We start from the raw sequence: 15,903 nt of genomic DNA, 5'->3' as shown, positions 1-15,903 counted from the left end.
TAATTATCATAACCTATCTCAAGACAAGCAAAAAGACAGCCCCTAATTAACAAGGTTACTGTCTTCATTATTAGTCTTACCTATTTATTGTGATCTCAATTATCGAATTCGAATATACCGGTTAAGGATTTTCTTAGACAAAATACTCCGCTCCAGCTTAAGCTCCAGTAGCTGCTCATTCCAATGTAACACTTCATCTGAATCTTCATTCTTGCGCAGCTTCTCAAACAACTTCATGATCAATATGTTAACGGAATCAAACTGCGACCATAATTCTATCACACTTTCTTCTTGAACCTGGGGTTCTTCCGATACAGTGTTTAGATTCTTTAAACTCTCTATGATGTCAGCCTGCCACTGTCCATCGTTAATTGCTTTGGCATAATTTAAAAGGTCCAGATAATCGTCGACTGACATATGTACCGACTCCTTTGTATGTTTATACCAAGTATTATACTAGGTATTGTGTATATTGCAACATTTTATCCCTCTATACACAAAAAAACAAGGGCTAGTATGCGGACTAGCCCTTGCTAATAATTTTAAACGGAGTACGTTAAGTTATAGTAACTTCTCGATTTCCTCTTTGTATTGCTCCGATTTCGGACCAAATACAATTTGTACAGCACCTTGACCAAGTCTCATGACCCCAGAAGCACCGAGTTGCTTCAGCGCGGAATCTTTAACTGCTTTCTCGTCTTTAACGATCAGACGAAGGCGTGTAATACAAGCATCGATATTCTCGATATTTGAAGGTCCACCAATGTGCTCAAGAATTTGAGCAGCCTTGGAAGAAACAGCTGAACCTGTTGCGTTACCGCCAGTTGGTGCAAGCGCATCATCATCATCTTCTCGACCAGGCGTCTTAAGCTTGAACTTCGTGATGATAAAACGGAACAACACATAGTACAGAACGAAGAAGGCAAGACCTACAGGGATAAGAACCCATGCATTGGTGGATAGCTTCATGTTCACTAGGTAATCGATCAAACCTGCAGAGAAACCGAAACCAAGCTTAACATCTAGAATGTACATTAAAGCCATGGAGAAACCTGTTAACAAAGCATGCACCAAGTACAATAGTGGTGCCAAGAACATAAAGGAGAACTCAAGTGGTTCTGTAATCCCTGTTAAGAAAGAAGCAATGGCAGAACCGATAAAGATGGAAGCAACCATTTTACGTTTTTCTGGTTTAGCGGTATGAATAAATGCAAGAGCTGCACCTGGAAGCGCAAACATCATGATTGGGAAGAATCCAGTCATAAACATCCCAGCCGTTTTATCTCCAGCGAAGAAGCGGTATAAGTCACCGTGTACCAATTCGCCTGCTGCATTTGTAAAGTCACCAATTTGGAACCAAGCAATCGTATTCAGTACGTGGTGAAGTCCGATCGGAATCAATAAGCGGTTAGCTGTACCGAAGATGAAAGCTCCAACTGCTCCCAAGGACACAACCCAGTTTCCGAAATCACTAATTACATCTTGTATAGGGCTCCAGATCATCCCAATTAATACTGCAAGGACCATCGTGGATGCTGCCGTAATGATCGGAACAAATCGTTTACCTGCAAAGAACCCAAGCCAATCTGGCATCTTGATATTGTGATATTTCTTATATAGGAATGCTGCCCATGCACCGGCAAATATACCTCCGAGCACACCCATATTCAATACTACATCATCATTGATGAAGGAGAACTGAAGAGGTACAACAGCCAGAATCTTAGTTAACACCATGTATGCAATTACTGCTGACAAGGCAGCAACGGCATCCTTAGCGAATCCAATTGCGACCCCTACCGCAAAGATCAAAGCAAGATTTCCGAAGATTGCATTTGCACCGGCATTTAGGAATGGAGCAAAATATTGGTTCAAGAATCCCCCTACCGTGGCTCCTAGATGCAAATCTTTTTCATAGTTAAGCAAACCAAACCCTTGAAGAATAGCTGCCGCGGGCATAGTAGCAACTGGAAGCATAAGCGACTTACCTAGTTTTTGTAGAAAAGCCAACATAACAAAATCATCCTTTCGATTCAATAGTAGAAATGCTTTATTCGCTTATTACTTTGAAGCCACTGTAAGAACCAGATCCTGTCCAGCTGTAACCTGACCATAATGTCCGTTCACTTTAGGTGGTGTTTCTTCCGTACTAGTCACGATTACAGGCGAAATTGTGTCACAACCTGCTGCGCGAATTACATCCAGATCAAATTCGATTAGGGTTTGACCTGCCTTCACTTGATCTCCAGAGGAAATATGACTGACAAATCCGTTGCCCTTAAGGCTGACAGTATCGATTCCGATATGTAACAACAATTGCACACCGGAGGAATGTTCCAAAATAACTGCATGACTTGATTTCACGATATGAGCAACCGTGCCATCAAAAGGAGCTTTTAAGATCCCTTCGGAAGGTCTGATTGCAATACCGCTCCCCATATGACCACCAGCAAAGGTTTCATCAGGAACTTCTGATAATGAAACGGCTTCTCCGCTGATTGGTGCCATGATTTCAATTGTATGTCCAGTAGGTTTCTCTTCTTTTTTTGATTTCCATTTGGAAAACATATGCTCCACTCCTCTAAAGATGTTAATTTTGTTTCACTAAGGTTTGAAATAATCGATGTAGATGCATCGCCAGGAAACATAGCTCTTCTTCTGGAATTTCTACTCCAAGTGATCTTTGCATCACTTTCCCGAGCTTTTGAGATAACTTGTATTCCTCTTTATATTCCTTCTTAATATGTTTCACAAAAGGATTATCTATTAGTGATCCTTTCAAAATACGTTCCAGCGAAAACCGTAAATGGATCATTAACCGAATATGGTTCATACTTCCATGTTCAAAAGTTATATTACGTTCTTGCTGAATCATGTCTAAAAGTTCACTCACAATATTGGATGCTTTTACTAACTGACCCACCGATACATTACTAACCGCGGAGTACACATGATAAGTAAGGAATCCAACCTCGTCTTCGGGAATTTGCACCTGAAATTCAGCATTGATTTTCTCTGATGCCTTGTAAGCGATATCAAATTCCTTCGGAAAAGACATCTTAGTTTCTTGTAAAAAAGGATTAATAATATCCATCCCGTTGCGCAGACGGTAAATGGTGAACTGAATATGGCTCGGGAGTGCCAGATAAATCTTGTCGTTTAATTTGTCAGGAAATTGACTTTGGATATCAGCAATTATTTCATCAGTTATTCTCATCACTTTGGGATCTATGTCTTCCAGCAATATTTGATACTGGCTCCAGGCTTCGCGGTCTTCTAGACGAAACAATTTCTCAATACGAGGATCGTTCCCTTCAATCACCCCTGAACCTTTCACAGCAAAACCAATGCCTTTGCCAATGATGACATATTCCTTGCCGTTCTTGCTTCCCTGAACCATTACAACGTTGTTCCCAATCACACGCTGTACTTGAAATTGCTCGATCTCCCGCGACAAGCTCATCACTCCTTTCCCATATTATCGTCAATTAGGAACAAAAAAAGCCAAGAAATGTCTCGTGAAGATGAAGACAATTCTTGGCTCATGCCCTTAACGGTAACACGCCACTGAAATATAAATGATCATTTATGAACATATCATAAATCATGAACTGCTAACTCGTCAATGATAAATTTATAAATGTCAAGCGGAGCACCTGTGATCAAAATTCATGACTTATAAATAGCTTTCGATTTGGGGAAGCTTATCTTTAAGCTGACGGACATTGGTTTCCAATCTTAAAATGACTTCTTCTAATTCCTTTGGATCGATGCCTCGAAGTACAGGAACTTGAATGACTTCAGTAGCTTTGGTTTCTGACTTTAATTCGCGCATCTCCAGTTGTTGCTCTTGCCATTTATCCATCAGATCAGCGATTGTCGCATAAAAACGCTCATAATCTTTGATTACGCTATCTAGAAAAGTATCTACTTCTTCCGCATCGTAACCACGAAGCTTCATACTGAATTCTTTTTCATGTATGGTTAGAGCATCAAGAGTGATGCCAAGTTGGCTGAAGAGCTTGCGTTGTTTGTCCAATCGACGTTTCATATGTTCATCCATCATTTGTTACCTCCAAGTATTTACTGCAATGATCCGGCAGTAACCATTATAACAGGGTAAGAGCATCCTGAAAATATAACTATAGTTCCAGTTCTAGAAGTTATCCGCAACCGCCTTGTTCAAAATACCTAGACAGCGATCAAGATCTGTCTTCACCTGCTTCTTATATAGCTTAGCTTTCTCTTCTCCATCAGAAGTAAAATGATATAAGACGATTTCTTGAAAATCCACCTTCGGATCATTCCCTTTTAGCTGTTTAGTACGATATAAAATTCCTTGCTGTACCAGCTCATGCAGGGCACGATAGATTTCGCTTTGTGGGGGGGAATATCCATGTGCCTTGAAATCTCGACGTAAATCCTCAAGCATTTGATATCCATAACCGCGGTGTTGTTCTACCATTGTGATAAGATACACCTTGATAAAAGCCCGTTGAGCAATCATAAACGCCATATTAACCCTCCTCATGTTGTATTGATATTGGCTAATCTTACCTGCTATAACTCTAGTATAAGCACTATTTTCCAACTTTCACAACCTGAAATGTGGTAGTGGGTTCACTTTTTCCGATTGGTATAGAATTTTAGTAGCGATGAATGATGGTTGCTATGGAAGTTACTAGATAGAGCTGATATTTTTGATTTTCTATTGTGAATTTTTCATATGATGAAAGTACAGAATTTTTAACTATGCGCTCCATTTCCCCACATTTGGATTGTCAACGGACCCTACAGACGCTATTGGCATAAAAAACAAAAAAAATACAGCTATTCTTATAGAATAGCTGTACTGGAGTCCGAAATAACGTTCAAATAGCTAATAATGCAGAAATAACGCCGTCTGAGTCCGAAAGCTTAAGCATTTGATCGAGACAGACATCATCTGGCCAAGTTCATTGTCTATATGTTAACTTTACCTATAGACAATACTAGAGTCTAAACTCTCTATTCCATGCCGTTCCTCTCCATAAACTCATCCTTCGTTAATCCAAATAAAATCAAATCATAATATCGTCCATTCGTGTAAATGACCTTCCGCCGCACGCCCTCTTGAACGCAGCCGACTTTCTTTAACATCGCTATAGAACCTTCATTGCCTTCCAGCGCACATTCATTGAATTTATTTAGTCGTCGTTCGAAAAAAGCATACTTTAAGAGGATCGTTATAGCTCTCGTTCCATATCCTTTACCTCGATGATCTTTATCCACTTGCACGCCAATACTGAACGTACCATTTTTCTCGTCAATGCTATTAAGATTTACTCCTCCTACATTCTCGCCATGCAAATCTTCGATCGTAAACATTAGTCTATTAGATGAGAATTCAGCATAAGTCTCTGCAAAATTTTTGGCTTCGGCAATTGTGGGCGGTAATTCAACAGCACACTGTAAGAGTCGCCTCGCTGGAGTGTCGAAACGATTCGTGTAATAACCTTCCCAATCCCCTTCTTGAATAGATCGCAATCTAATTTTCTCGTCTTTCCAATAATAATTACTGTAATCTATTTCTCTCATACTCTAGCCTCCAAATAATATCGGTAATGTTTATTTTAAATAAACATTACTTTATAACAGTGTAGTAAAATATAACCAATAAACATAACTATGAAAAAATACATTGTAAAAGAGGTTAACTTATGAGCGATTACCCATTGATCAGTGATTATAAACATAACCAAAAATATAGAGAAAGCTTCAATACTCTAGCCAAAATGATCTTTGGAATCGATTTTACACCTTGGATTGAACATAGGGGCTGGAATGACAAATATATTTGTTATTCCTTTATTGATCAGGATCAGGTGATAGCAAATGCATCCATAAATATAATGACAATTGTTTTAAATCAAACAGAATATCATGCCATTCAAATTGGCACCGTAATGACACACCCTGACTATCGCATGCAAGGACTATCCAGAAAATTAATAGATCATATTATTGCTAAATACGAGCATGAATATGACTTCATTTACTTATTTGCAAATGACAGCGCCTTGGACTTTTATCCTAAATTCGGATTTGAACGTATGCAAGAAAGTAGCTTTTCGATAAAGGCTTCTTATCTTAGAAATCAAATGTCTAAAACTTCCTCTGTGCGTCGCTTATCCATGAATAACTCCGTTGATTTTACCTTGTTAAAACAATTCGCAGAAGAAAGAATACCGGTGTCCTCTATACTCAGTGTGATAGAGAATGAACATCAGCTGCTGTTTTATTTTATCCTCCCTTTCCATGATTCCTTTTATTATATTGAAGAGGCTGACGTTGTAGTGATCTTTAGACATGAGGATCAGCAGCTTCATATTTTTGATATCTTAAGTACTACAAGTATAGATATCAACGCCATATTGCATAGCATTGTATCTCCTGAAACTGAGGTTATCCATTTTTATTTCACACCAGATTATGCAATAGATCACTTGGAGACAGAATTAGTTCCCCAGAGTGAGGATACGTTATTTATGCGTCCACTTTTAAAAGAACTACCTAAACATTTCATGTTTCCCATAACCTCACATGCCTAGATAGGATGAAGAAGGCTGCCATTCGGCAGCCCTTTTTAACGTAGTAGAAAGTATATATTTTGGGTACTCACAAAGTACATAAGTACGCATCGAAGCAAAAATCCACTAATACGGGGATATTTTAATCATTCACAGGAATATACATACTCTGTATCTCTTGCACACCTGGAACAAATCCTAGATTGGTATAAACAGACTCTGCGTCATTCCCTTCCATGACATATAATCTTAGGAGTGGATACTTATCTTTAAGGAGATGAAGTCCTCTTTTCAACATGAGTGTCGCTAACCCTTTACCTCTAAAATCGGGTATTACCCCAATGCTGTAAACTGCAGCGTAATCTCCTTGTAAGCCCAAGAGACAATTTGCAATTAACTGTCCCGATCTCTGATCATACACAAGCGTTGATGCCGTAAGTAATGCTTCATTTGTATAATTAGGTTCTTCACTAGGTACAAAATCTTCATAGGAGAATTTCTTTCTTCTGGTTGCTTCTAAACTTCCGGCAAAGCTAGCATAGTTGCATTCGGCAATTTGTTCTTCAAGAACAAATCGTTTAGCCCCCATCTCATCATCTTCGATCTGTGGACTTTCAATCCTAAATTCTTCGTTCCATTCCACCTCGAAATGATCTGTAGGACGCTGCATCCAACGACATCTGAACTCATCAGGCCAAAACCCTGCCCGCGCAAATAAATTCACTTGATCCGGTAGAACCTCAAAGGTTTTGATCGGCTTAGTTCGATCTGACCAATATATCAAAAGCTTTTTTAGTAGTTTCAGCACCATAAATGTATCGTTAAACGGTGGAATAACAAATAAATGATAAATCCGATTAGGATCCATCCTTACACCACCTATTTTCGACTCACCTTTAAAGATCCAGAAAGCATTTCTTTGGGTAGAATCAAACCCTTCCTCTCTAAAAAAACCAATATATTGGATATTATAATAAATGGAACAGTAAATTCCCCATTCATCAGTTTCAGCCTTACGTATAGAATAATCATTACTTAACTCATAGGATATTTCGTCCTCAGACCATCCCTTTAATTGCATGTACGATTCCTCCTCGCTGCTTCTTCACCTTCTATCTTCCATAGTATCACGACTCAAAGTAAATGATTGGTAATAAACACTTATAGTAATTATTTATTACACTATAGCAATTGATGTTCTCTGATCTTAGAAACGGCTTGCACACGATTTTTAACGTCTAATTTCTGATAAATATTGTGAATGTATCTCTTGATCGTGCCTGGAGAAAGGAATAACCGGCTTGCAATTTCATCATTAGAAAGACCTTCGACTATGAAAAACATGAGCTCTAACTCTCTTTTTGTAAAATGAAACGCTATAGAAGAATCCGACGTTCTCATAGCCTTAGAAGTATCATTATATAACGGCTCGAGCTGATATGACTGAAGCAATTGATGAACATAATCAACATCAGAAGTTGTGCTCCACTCCGATAAATAGCGTTGCAGCATTCGGGTAAGTGGCACACCTTCGTCAAGAAAAATACGGATATAACCCTCCGGCTCAGCAAGCTTAAGGGCCTGTTCTAACGCCTCAAATGCCTGACTATTCTTACTTAGAATTTCATAAGACACAGCAAGCAGCAACAAAATCTCGATCTGACTGCCCATTCGATCCGTTCGCCTAGCCTCACTTAACAGCTTATTAAGCCAAGGGATTGCTTCGTTGAACGCTTGACGCGCCATCAGTATACGTGCGAGTGTGATTTGTTCATATTCCCTAGTGACATTAGGCTTATCTGTTGTGCTAATATGACTTTTCGCAAGCCATTCATCTCCACTATTTACAAGTCCTTGTGAGAGTAGAATTCGAATATGTGCAGCCTCTAGCAATCTTTCCCAGCGAGGGGAATGATGTTGTTTCAGTTCTTTTATAGCCATTCGTAATACCACTGCTGCTTCTTCAATGTGACCCAAAGCTTTTAATATTTTCGATTGTAAAATAACCCCAGGCACCCACACGCTCACTTGTTCCGAGGATCTACACATAACAAGCGCTTTTTCCACTTGGAGGCTTGCATCATCAAGACGGTTCCATTCATAGAATAGATCCGACAAAAATATAAATCCATGCCCTTGTAACGCAAAATGAATCAATGCTCTTCTTTCCTCAGACGTTGAGACTTTAGCTGATAGATACGCCATCTTCTTCAATCTTCCACCGAATCCTATCGGGCCACGAAATAAAAGAGCTTCCCCCACATTCACTACTTTTACTATAGAAGAAAATCGCTCTATCCCTTCTCTGTTCTGATCCAACAGTTCAACAAACGTATCGACGTCCCCCTGATAAAAGGCAATGGAAGCACGATAAAGATCCAATTGCATTTGAACTACAACTTGTTCTTTTTCAGGAATAAAGAATTCCTCTTCCATGAAACGCTCTACCTTGTGTAAAAAGCGTTTGGCATCATCTGTTCGTCCGGAGACTGCCATCGACCCTGCTTGAAAATAGAAAAGATCAGGATGCACGATCATATTCTTGATAGGCAACATATCCAGTAAATCTAGCAATATAGATTCATCGCCATTTTTAATAATCGAATTGAAATGTCTGTCCATACAGGATGCTGAAAGCACGTAATCCTTTGCTTCAAACGCATGCTGTATGGCTTCTAATGCTAATCCTTCCTGGTCGTACCAAATTGCTGCTCTTCTATGTAAGTTTACAATCTCTGCGGAACTCATTTTTTTGGATAGTCTAGTTTTTAACATTTCCGCGAAAAGATGATGATAACGGAACCACGATCTAGTGTCATCAAGCGGTACGATGAAAAGACGTGCTTCTTCAACTTCCTGTAATTGCTTCTCCGCACCCGATTGATCCATCACAGCCGCTGCTAGAGAAGGACTAAAGGAATTCAATATAGACGTTACTAGTAAGAAATTTTGTACTTCGGTCGACTGTCTAGAGAGGACTTCATCCAATAAATAATCGAAAATATTGCGTGAGTTCCCTGAAAAAGTATTCATATACGCTGTGCGATCTTGTTTCTCTGAGAAGGAGAGGAAAGCTAGAATCAAACCCGCTACCCAGCCTTCTGTCTTTTGCTCAAGTAATAATAGCTCTTCGGGTGTAAGCTGATCCCTTAAGGATTGAGACTGAAGTTCATTTATTTCTTCAAACGTAAACCTCAGGTCGTCATTGCTCAGTTCCAGTAATTCCTGTTGCACTCTTAAGCGGGATAATGAGAGCGGTGGGCGTGTTCTACTTAATATCACAAGCTTCACATGATCTGGGAGATGTCCGATAAAAAAGCCCATGCTCTCGTGAACCGATTGATTAGTAATCGTATGATAGTCATCTACAATAAGGGTAATTGCACTGGGAAGGGAATAAAGCTCATTTAGTAGAAGTGAGATCGCAGTCTCTACAGATCCATCACGAACAGACTGGAGGAACAAATCTAATCGTCTTAAGAAGGACGAAGCGATTCTTTGAATAGCAGCATGTACACTTAACCAGAAACGGACGAGATGATTATCTGAAATATCCAGCGATAGCCAAGCCACTTCATCAGCATGGATACGCGCCCATTCAGCCGCAAGTGTTGTTTTGCCAAAGCCTGCAGAAGCAGCAATAAGCGTCACCTTAGCACGATTCTCATCCAAGAACCCGGACATTAATCTAGTGCGCTGAACATAAAAAGGTGCTTGCTTTGGGATAGTCACACGTGAGGTGATGATCGAATGCTGAGAATAAGTTAACGCTATTTGGTGTTGAGAGGGAGAATTCATGGGATCCTTCCTTTATGTATGTCTTAATTTTCCCAAAATATGAGGCGGCTTCAACATTTTAATTTTTAATCATTGGTAAGTAATAACATAACATTCTAATATGCTGGCGTCCATGATGTAAAAAAAGCCGCCTATTGGCAGCCTTCTCATTAATATATTCTAGAGCATAGCCATATGGCAGTTCCCACAGCTATTACAGCTGCCAAGGCAACAAATATTACATACCCTCTCTTTGTTGCAGTAACCGAGTGATTATCATAAAATTCAGGCTTTCGAACGATTCCAAACCATAGATCCGTAATTAAACTCACTACTACTAGTGAGAAATTCTTAATGATTCCCACCTCATCACTCCTTTTCATCTTTATCTAACCAAGTTTATTATTAATTTCATTTAGCGACTCATTCATTTCATCCATTTTCTTGATCATCGCATATTGATTACTAATCATCATAATTAAACCAATAAAGAACAAAATCACAAGAAGCAAATCCATACTGCACTTCCTTTCAGTAGCTGAACTCATTCAATCTGAACATTCAAGCTCCGTGCAAACCCTGACCTCCATGACGGATACAGCGGGCTCCACCCATAATCCATTCGAGCTTTCGTATTAGAGGCTCCGCGTTCCCATCCTGCTCTGCCTTCTTGAACAATAGGAGTAGGAGCACCTATAGCTTCTGAATAGGTTGATAACCACTCCAATCCTTTAGCAGGCTCGTTATCTACGATGTTCACTGGGCCTGAAGGCCAGTTCAGAGCAAGCACCGCCGCGTTAGCTGCATCCTCCACATGAAGAAATGACATAACTGCATCAGTTGCAGTTACTCTTCCTTGACGAATTTCCTCTGTCATATAACCATTCGTGTCATACCAAGTCCCTTGGCCGTACAACATTCCATAGCGTAGAATGACATGGTTTGGGATCTCTGCAACTGTCTTTTCTAGTGAGCAAATACCTTCAATCGTTCTTTTTCGAGGCTCTGAAGCCTTCAGATCTAATGGAATTTCCTCCGTAGCAGGTTCTTCTCCAGCTTCATATGCCCATGAGATACTTTGTGCTATGATTTGTTCCACGCCAATTGCAAGGGAAGCATCCACAATATTTCGCGTTCCTTCTATTCTTATCCTAGAATTATCTGAGAAATTCCGCTGACTTAGTGAAGTTAGCTGATGGATAACCACTTCTGGCTGTACTGTGCGAATGGAAGCAAATATGGCCTCTCGATCGAAGACATCTGCGATTACCGCTTGTGCTCCACACTTCTCTATAATTGCTCTATTTTCTTCCTTATGGGTCAGTCCAACAACCTCATGCCCCGCTTCTACTAACTTGGGCAGCAATAGTCGTCCAATCGCACCCGCTGCACCGGCTACAAATATCTTCATCTAAGTCCTCCTTTAACTCTTCCATGCCTGATGGCATAGCTATAATCCTCACGACAGTTCTGATCTGCTCTCTGCGCAGCTAGTTCATAATTGTAAGGAAGTAAAACTGGTTCGAACATCCAAGAATAATCTCTTCGACTTATTATCAAATATCTGGCATGAGGAGTCATCGACTCCATGCAATGAGGATAAGGTAATTCTTCGAAATAAGCTGGCAATCCAACACTACCAGCATTCACGATAACCTTGCCATTCGGTAGCCGCACTGATTTTTGAAGATGTGTATGCCCGCAAAAAATCATTGTTTGATCTACTGAATCAAGCTCAGCCATTAAGTCCTCAGCAGATTTTCCTTGAACTCCCGTAGGTAAAATATCCTCAAGCATATAGCTATCATCGGAGAATGGCGTCCCGTGACAAAACAATAAATCTTCGAACACCCACGTTGGGTTAAAGGATCGAATCCAGTCATGTATTTCGTTAGTCAGCATCGGTTTTACATATTGAAAAGTTATTGAATCCATATCCTTCTGAAGTAAATATCGATCACAATTTCCCATAATGTTCGTTACATTAGATCGATTTATCAGCAGTTCTGCTGTTCGAATAGGTTCAATGGGACCAAACAGAGAATCCCCTAAATTTACAATACTTTTTATACCGCGTGAATCGATGTCCTGCAATACAGCCTCTAAAGCATAAACATTGCTATGTATATCAGAAATAACTGCTATGGTATCCAGTTTATTCATTTTCAGTTACCTCTCAAATTCCTAATTATAATTTGGATGATTATCCATATCATACCACATACATAATAAAGACTGCACCTCACAGCATAACGCTAAGAGGTGCAGTCTTTGAATGAATTGTTTGTCTATAGTAGAACTCGATTGATTAACATTTAAATTTTATCGCGATTGTAGACTTCAGCCTTCCGATCTGCTCTGTTAGCCATCGAATTGCCTAGTCTAGTGTCTTCGTTATAGATACCATCGTAACGCTGAGCATTCAACGAGCGGTTGCCCCGGAACACATCATGCGCTTGATATCCTCGTCCATTATCCTCTACAAGCACAAGGATCTTGCCACTTTCAACGTATCCTTCATACTCTTTTGCCTCATCTTCAGGAATCCCTAGACCGATCAATCCGCCAACTAATCCGCCTGCACCTGCACCAACGGCTACACCTGTTAGCGTCGCCACAATAGGTCCCGCTGCCAGAATTGGACCAATCCCCGGAATAGCGAGTGCTCCGATACCTGCTAGCAGTCCAGTAACTCCACCCAATACGCCACCAGTAGCTGCACCTGTTGCAACACCTTCTGGCGCCATTGTGCCTGTATCATCCGAAATATGTCTTAACTCATCGCGATCACGTGTGATCACTGATATTTCATCATTACTGAATCCTTGATTTTGAAGTCCTTCAATTGCTCTGGTTGCTTCTTGTTCGGTGTCAAAGATACCTACGATTTTTTTAGTCACTTGAAGCCCTCCTTAGTAATTGTCTTCGCTAGTTAATTACCCTGTATGCTGAAGACAAAACATCAAATGAACCATTTCAAGTGAACGAGGAACCCTTTCACTTCTTGGGGCGTGTTCGATTGGTCGGAATAGCTTGCAAGGGATCCTCTGGCCAATAGTGCTTAGGGTAGCGTCCTTTTAGATCTTTTTTAACCTCAAAATAAGTGCCACGCCAAAAGCTGGCAAGATCAGAAGTCACCTGCATCGGCCTTCTTGCCGGTGACAAAAGATGTAGCAATACAGGCACCTTCCCCCCTCCAATTCTAGGAGTGTCTAACTGTCCAAACATCTCTTGCAATCGTACTGCTAGTACAGGGGCTGCTGGATTAGCATAGTCTACAGGCACACGCGAGCCACTAGGAACCGTTATATGCGTCGGCGCTTCCTGCTCAAGAATCTGCCTCTGATTCCAGTCTATCAGCCCCTCAAGTGCACGCGATAAAGGAATCCGCTGGAGATCGCGCAAGTTACGCATTCCTTGAATGTATGGTAATAACCATTCATCCAGTGATTCAATTAATGCCGCATCTGAGACATCCGGCCAATCCGGACGCAAGGCGTGCATAAATATCAGCCGCTCACGAAGCTGCAAAGTTCCCTTTTCCCAAGGTAAGATTTCAATTCCCTCTTCTGCGATAACACTAAGCAGTACTTTCGCTGTTTCTTCCGCAGAAGGTCTTTCATGTGACGTTTCTTTTAATACGAGAGCGCCGAGCATCGTTCGACGGCGCTTCTTCACACTTCCACTTTCTTTATCCCAATATACGTCCGCCTCTTCAGTGATGCGATCCGCATGATACTTTAGCAGTTGTCCCTCTTCTAGCTCTGCTGCCAGCAGGATTGCACCTTGTGTGGCCCGATCGTCAACGGAAGCAGCCACAATATAAGCGGAACGGGCCAGCGGCTGCCCTTCCCGCAGAGCCACGCCGCGACCGGCGGAGAGCAGAAACGCGCCATCGCCGCGTTTCTGCCCGATACGGTCGGGATAGGCGAACGACAGAAGCAGCCCGCAGAGGCTGATGTCGTTCACTGTCTCGCCCGGCGCTGCTTGCAGCTGCGCCAGGAAATTGCGGCTCTCGCGCACCACCGCGCGCAGAGCCGCCGGGTCCGCTCCGCCCGTGTCGGCGGAGCGCTCAAACCGAAGCAGCGCCTCTACGCGGAGCGTGAGGTCGCAATCTAGTGCCGCGGGACCCTTGAAGAGGTCCCGCTCTTGCAGCAGCGCCGCCAGCCGGCAGGCGAGCGGTGCTGCATCAAGCTCTGCCGCGCGCAGCAGCATATGCGCGGCTCGCGGGTGCGCGCCAAGCGCGGCCATGCTGCGTCCGTGCGGCGTGATGGCGCCGCCGGCGTCCAGCGCGCCGAGTTGGCGCAGCAGCGCGATGCCCTGCGCATAAGGCGCAGCGGGCGGCGCGTCAAGCCAAGCTAGCGCGGCAGGGTCGCGCACGCCCCACAGCGCCAGCTCCAAAGCAAGCTGCGCAAGATCCGTCTCCATAATCTCCGGCACATTGTCATCCGGAAGTCGATTATGTTCCTCCTGACTCCACAGCCTGTAGCATACGCCAGGTGCTGTCCGTCCGGCACGCCCTCTCCGTTGATCGGCAGAGGCTTTCGATACCGGAACCGTCGTAAGACTCGGCATTCCTGTACGCGGTGAGAAGATCTGCGTACGACGCAGTCCTGTATCAATTACCGTTCGCACACCCTCAATCGTCAAGCTTGTCTCCGCAATGGAGGTCGCCAGCACGACTTTGCGTTCGCCGTTTATGGATGGAGCCACAGCAGCATCCTGCACAGTCTGTGGTAATTGTCCATACAAAGGACGAAGAACTATTTCGTCAGGTAGTTTTCCATGTTCCAACTCATTTTGAGTTCTGCGAATTTCTCGTTCACCCGGTAGGAATACGAGGACATCTCCCGGCTGTTCATCAAGCGCACGTCTCACTGCGGCCGCAGCCGATTTTTCAATCGGAAGATTCCCTGTTGTTGGGGTATAGATGGTTTCCACCGGATAGGTTCGTCCCGGACAATCCACAACTAGCGCATCGCCTAACATAGCAGAGACACGTTCACTGTCCAAAGTAGCTGACATAATCAGAATCCGAAGATCATCACGCAGCACTGCCTGCGCTTCCAGTGCGAGAGCAAGTCCCAGATCCGCATGAAGACTACGCTCATGGAACTCATCAAAAATAATCAGACCCACATCCCCTAGCGATGGATCACTCTGAAGCATCCTTGTTAAGACACCTTCAGTCACTACAACAATTCGTGTATTCTTACCTACCTTAGTGTCATTCCGCATGCGATAACCTACCGTCTGTCCAACACTTTCACCAAGACAAGACGCCATGTAGATTGCGGCAGATCTTGCAGCAAGTCTTCTGGGCTCTAGCATAAGGATGCTTTTACCAGCCATCCACGGCTCGTCCAGAAATGCCGGAGGCGTTCCTGTTGTTTTGCCTGCACCGGGTTCAGCGATGAGAACAGCTGCCCGTGTTGATCTAAGTATGTTTTTCATGTCTGGAAGCACCTGTGTAATTGGAAGCTGTTTCATTGTATCTCTCCATCGGCTGTAATAATATGTTATGATTTCCTTTGATGTGGTCTAAACTCTTTTCATC

15 protein-coding genes are annotated in these 15,903 nt (G+C 42.4%); 1 reads left to right on the top strand and 14 read right to left on the bottom strand.

Annotation, left to right across the window (positions count from 1 at the left end):
- Positions 1 to 99: 99 nt before the first annotated feature.
- From ACDZ28_RS22500 to ACDZ28_RS22470, 7 genes are all read right to left on the bottom strand, one after another.
- A complete protein-coding gene (locus ACDZ28_RS22500) occupies positions 100 to 417 on the bottom strand; it encodes a hypothetical protein (protein WP_042127267.1) in 318 nt (105 codons plus the stop codon).
- 144 nt (positions 418 to 561) lie between these two features.
- On the bottom strand, positions 562 to 2,013 hold the full coding sequence (gene nagE, locus ACDZ28_RS22495; RefSeq protein ID WP_042127265.1) for an N-acetylglucosamine-specific PTS transporter subunit IIBC: 1,452 nt from the start codon (positions 2,011 to 2,013) through the stop codon (positions 562 to 564).
- Between the two features lie 48 nt (positions 2,014 to 2,061).
- The gene (locus ACDZ28_RS22490; RefSeq protein WP_339290842.1) at positions 2,062 to 2,568 is read right to left on the bottom strand and encodes a PTS glucose transporter subunit IIA; all 507 of its coding nucleotides are present in this window, start codon (positions 2,566 to 2,568) and stop codon (positions 2,062 to 2,064) included.
- A gap of 22 nt (positions 2,569 to 2,590) precedes the next feature.
- Positions 2,591 to 3,457: a PRD domain-containing protein gene (locus tag ACDZ28_RS22485; RefSeq protein ID WP_375102790.1), complete on the bottom strand. Its 867-nt coding sequence runs from the start codon at positions 3,455 to 3,457 to the stop codon at positions 2,591 to 2,593.
- A 219-nt stretch (positions 3,458 to 3,676) separates the two neighbouring features.
- Positions 3,677 to 4,063: a DivIVA domain-containing protein gene (locus ACDZ28_RS22480; RefSeq protein WP_042127259.1), complete on the bottom strand. Its 387-nt coding sequence runs from the start codon at positions 4,061 to 4,063 to the stop codon at positions 3,677 to 3,679.
- A gap of 93 nt (positions 4,064 to 4,156) precedes the next feature.
- A complete protein-coding gene (locus ACDZ28_RS22475) occupies positions 4,157 to 4,516 on the bottom strand; it encodes a helix-turn-helix transcriptional regulator (RefSeq protein WP_042127258.1) in 360 nt (119 codons plus the stop codon).
- A gap of 491 nt (positions 4,517 to 5,007) precedes the next feature.
- Positions 5,008 to 5,577 carry a GNAT family protein gene (locus ACDZ28_RS22470; RefSeq protein ID WP_339290840.1) on the bottom strand — a complete coding sequence of 190 codons (570 nt, stop codon included), beginning with the start codon at positions 5,575 to 5,577 and terminating at the stop codon, positions 5,008 to 5,010.
- A gap of 122 nt (positions 5,578 to 5,699) precedes the next feature.
- Between ACDZ28_RS22470 and ACDZ28_RS22465 the strand changes: the two genes are divergently transcribed.
- A complete protein-coding gene (locus ACDZ28_RS22465; RefSeq protein WP_375102789.1) occupies positions 5,700 to 6,590 on the top strand; it encodes a GNAT family N-acetyltransferase in 891 nt (296 codons plus the stop codon).
- Between the two features lie 121 nt (positions 6,591 to 6,711).
- On the opposite strand, the gene ACDZ28_RS22460 is transcribed toward ACDZ28_RS22465, so the two are convergent.
- The 7 genes from ACDZ28_RS22460 to hrpB all read right to left on the bottom strand — a co-directional run bounded on the left by ACDZ28_RS22460 (position 6,712) and on the right by hrpB (position 15,836).
- Complete coding sequence (locus tag ACDZ28_RS22460; RefSeq protein ID WP_042127252.1) at positions 6,712 to 7,650, bottom strand: N-acetyltransferase; 939 nt, start codon at positions 7,648 to 7,650, stop codon at positions 6,712 to 6,714.
- A gap of 101 nt (positions 7,651 to 7,751) precedes the next feature.
- On the bottom strand, positions 7,752 to 10,301 hold the full coding sequence (locus tag ACDZ28_RS22455) for a LuxR C-terminal-related transcriptional regulator (protein WP_375102788.1): 2,550 nt from the start codon (positions 10,299 to 10,301) through the stop codon (positions 7,752 to 7,754).
- Positions 10,302 to 10,735: 434 nt separating this feature from the next.
- Complete coding sequence (locus ACDZ28_RS22450) at positions 10,736 to 10,894, bottom strand: hypothetical protein (protein ID WP_375102787.1); 159 nt, start codon at positions 10,892 to 10,894, stop codon at positions 10,736 to 10,738.
- Positions 10,891 to 11,757: an NAD-dependent epimerase/dehydratase family protein gene (locus ACDZ28_RS22445; RefSeq protein WP_375102786.1), complete on the bottom strand. Its 867-nt coding sequence runs from the start codon at positions 11,755 to 11,757 to the stop codon at positions 10,891 to 10,893. Before ACDZ28_RS22445 ends, ACDZ28_RS22450 begins: the two co-directional genes overlap by 4 nt.
- Positions 11,754 to 12,509 (bottom strand): metallophosphoesterase family protein, encoded by a 756-nt coding sequence (locus tag ACDZ28_RS22440; protein ID WP_375102785.1) that lies wholly within the window; start codon positions 12,507 to 12,509, stop codon positions 11,754 to 11,756. Before ACDZ28_RS22440 ends, ACDZ28_RS22445 begins: the two co-directional genes overlap by 4 nt.
- Positions 12,510 to 12,661: 152 nt before the next feature.
- Positions 12,662 to 13,246 (bottom strand): general stress protein, encoded by a 585-nt coding sequence (locus ACDZ28_RS22435; protein WP_042127242.1) that lies wholly within the window; start codon positions 13,244 to 13,246, stop codon positions 12,662 to 12,664.
- A gap of 97 nt (positions 13,247 to 13,343) precedes the next feature.
- On the bottom strand, positions 13,344 to 15,836 hold the full coding sequence (hrpB, locus tag ACDZ28_RS22430; protein ID WP_375102784.1) for an ATP-dependent helicase HrpB: 2,493 nt from the start codon (positions 15,834 to 15,836) through the stop codon (positions 13,344 to 13,346).
- Positions 15,837 to 15,903: the final 67 nt, after the last annotated feature.

It is taken from the genome of Paenibacillus sp. RS8, from assembly GCF_041956825.1.
GTDB lineage: Bacteria > Bacillota > Bacilli > Paenibacillales > Paenibacillaceae > Paenibacillus_AQ.
This window is presented reverse-complemented; position numbering and strand designations above follow the sequence as displayed.

Coding starts and splice junctions, on each gene's coding strand:
- ACDZ28_RS22465 (WP_375102789.1), top strand. CDS start 5,700: ATGAGCGATTACCCATTGATCAGTGATTATAAACATAACCAAAAATAT.
- ACDZ28_RS22445 (WP_375102786.1), bottom strand. CDS start 11,757: ATGAAGATATTTGTAGCCGGTGCAGCGGGTGCGATTGGACGACTATTG.
- ACDZ28_RS22475 (WP_042127258.1), bottom strand. CDS start 4,516: ATGGCGTTTATGATTGCTCAACGGGCTTTTATCAAGGTGTATCTTATC.
- ACDZ28_RS22490 (WP_339290842.1), bottom strand. CDS start 2,568: ATGTTTTCCAAATGGAAATCAAAAAAAGAAGAGAAACCTACTGGACAT.
- ACDZ28_RS22440 (WP_375102785.1), bottom strand. CDS start 12,509: ATGAATAAACTGGATACCATAGCAGTTATTTCTGATATACATAGCAAT.
- ACDZ28_RS22450 (WP_375102787.1), bottom strand. CDS start 10,894: ATGAGTTCAGCTACTGAAAGGAAGTGCAGTATGGATTTGCTTCTTGTG.
- nagE (WP_042127265.1), bottom strand. CDS start 2,013: ATGTTGGCTTTTCTACAAAAACTAGGTAAGTCGCTTATGCTTCCAGTT.
- ACDZ28_RS22460 (WP_042127252.1), bottom strand. CDS start 7,650: ATGCAATTAAAGGGATGGTCTGAGGACGAAATATCCTATGAGTTAAGT.
- hrpB (WP_375102784.1), bottom strand. CDS start 15,836: ATGAAACAGCTTCCAATTACACAGGTGCTTCCAGACATGAAAAACATA.
- ACDZ28_RS22480 (WP_042127259.1), bottom strand. CDS start 4,063: ATGGATGAACATATGAAACGTCGATTGGACAAACAACGCAAGCTCTTC.
- ACDZ28_RS22500 (WP_042127267.1), bottom strand. CDS start 417: ATGTCAGTCGACGATTATCTGGACCTTTTAAATTATGCCAAAGCAATT.
- ACDZ28_RS22470 (WP_339290840.1), bottom strand. CDS start 5,577: ATGAGAGAAATAGATTACAGTAATTATTATTGGAAAGACGAGAAAATT.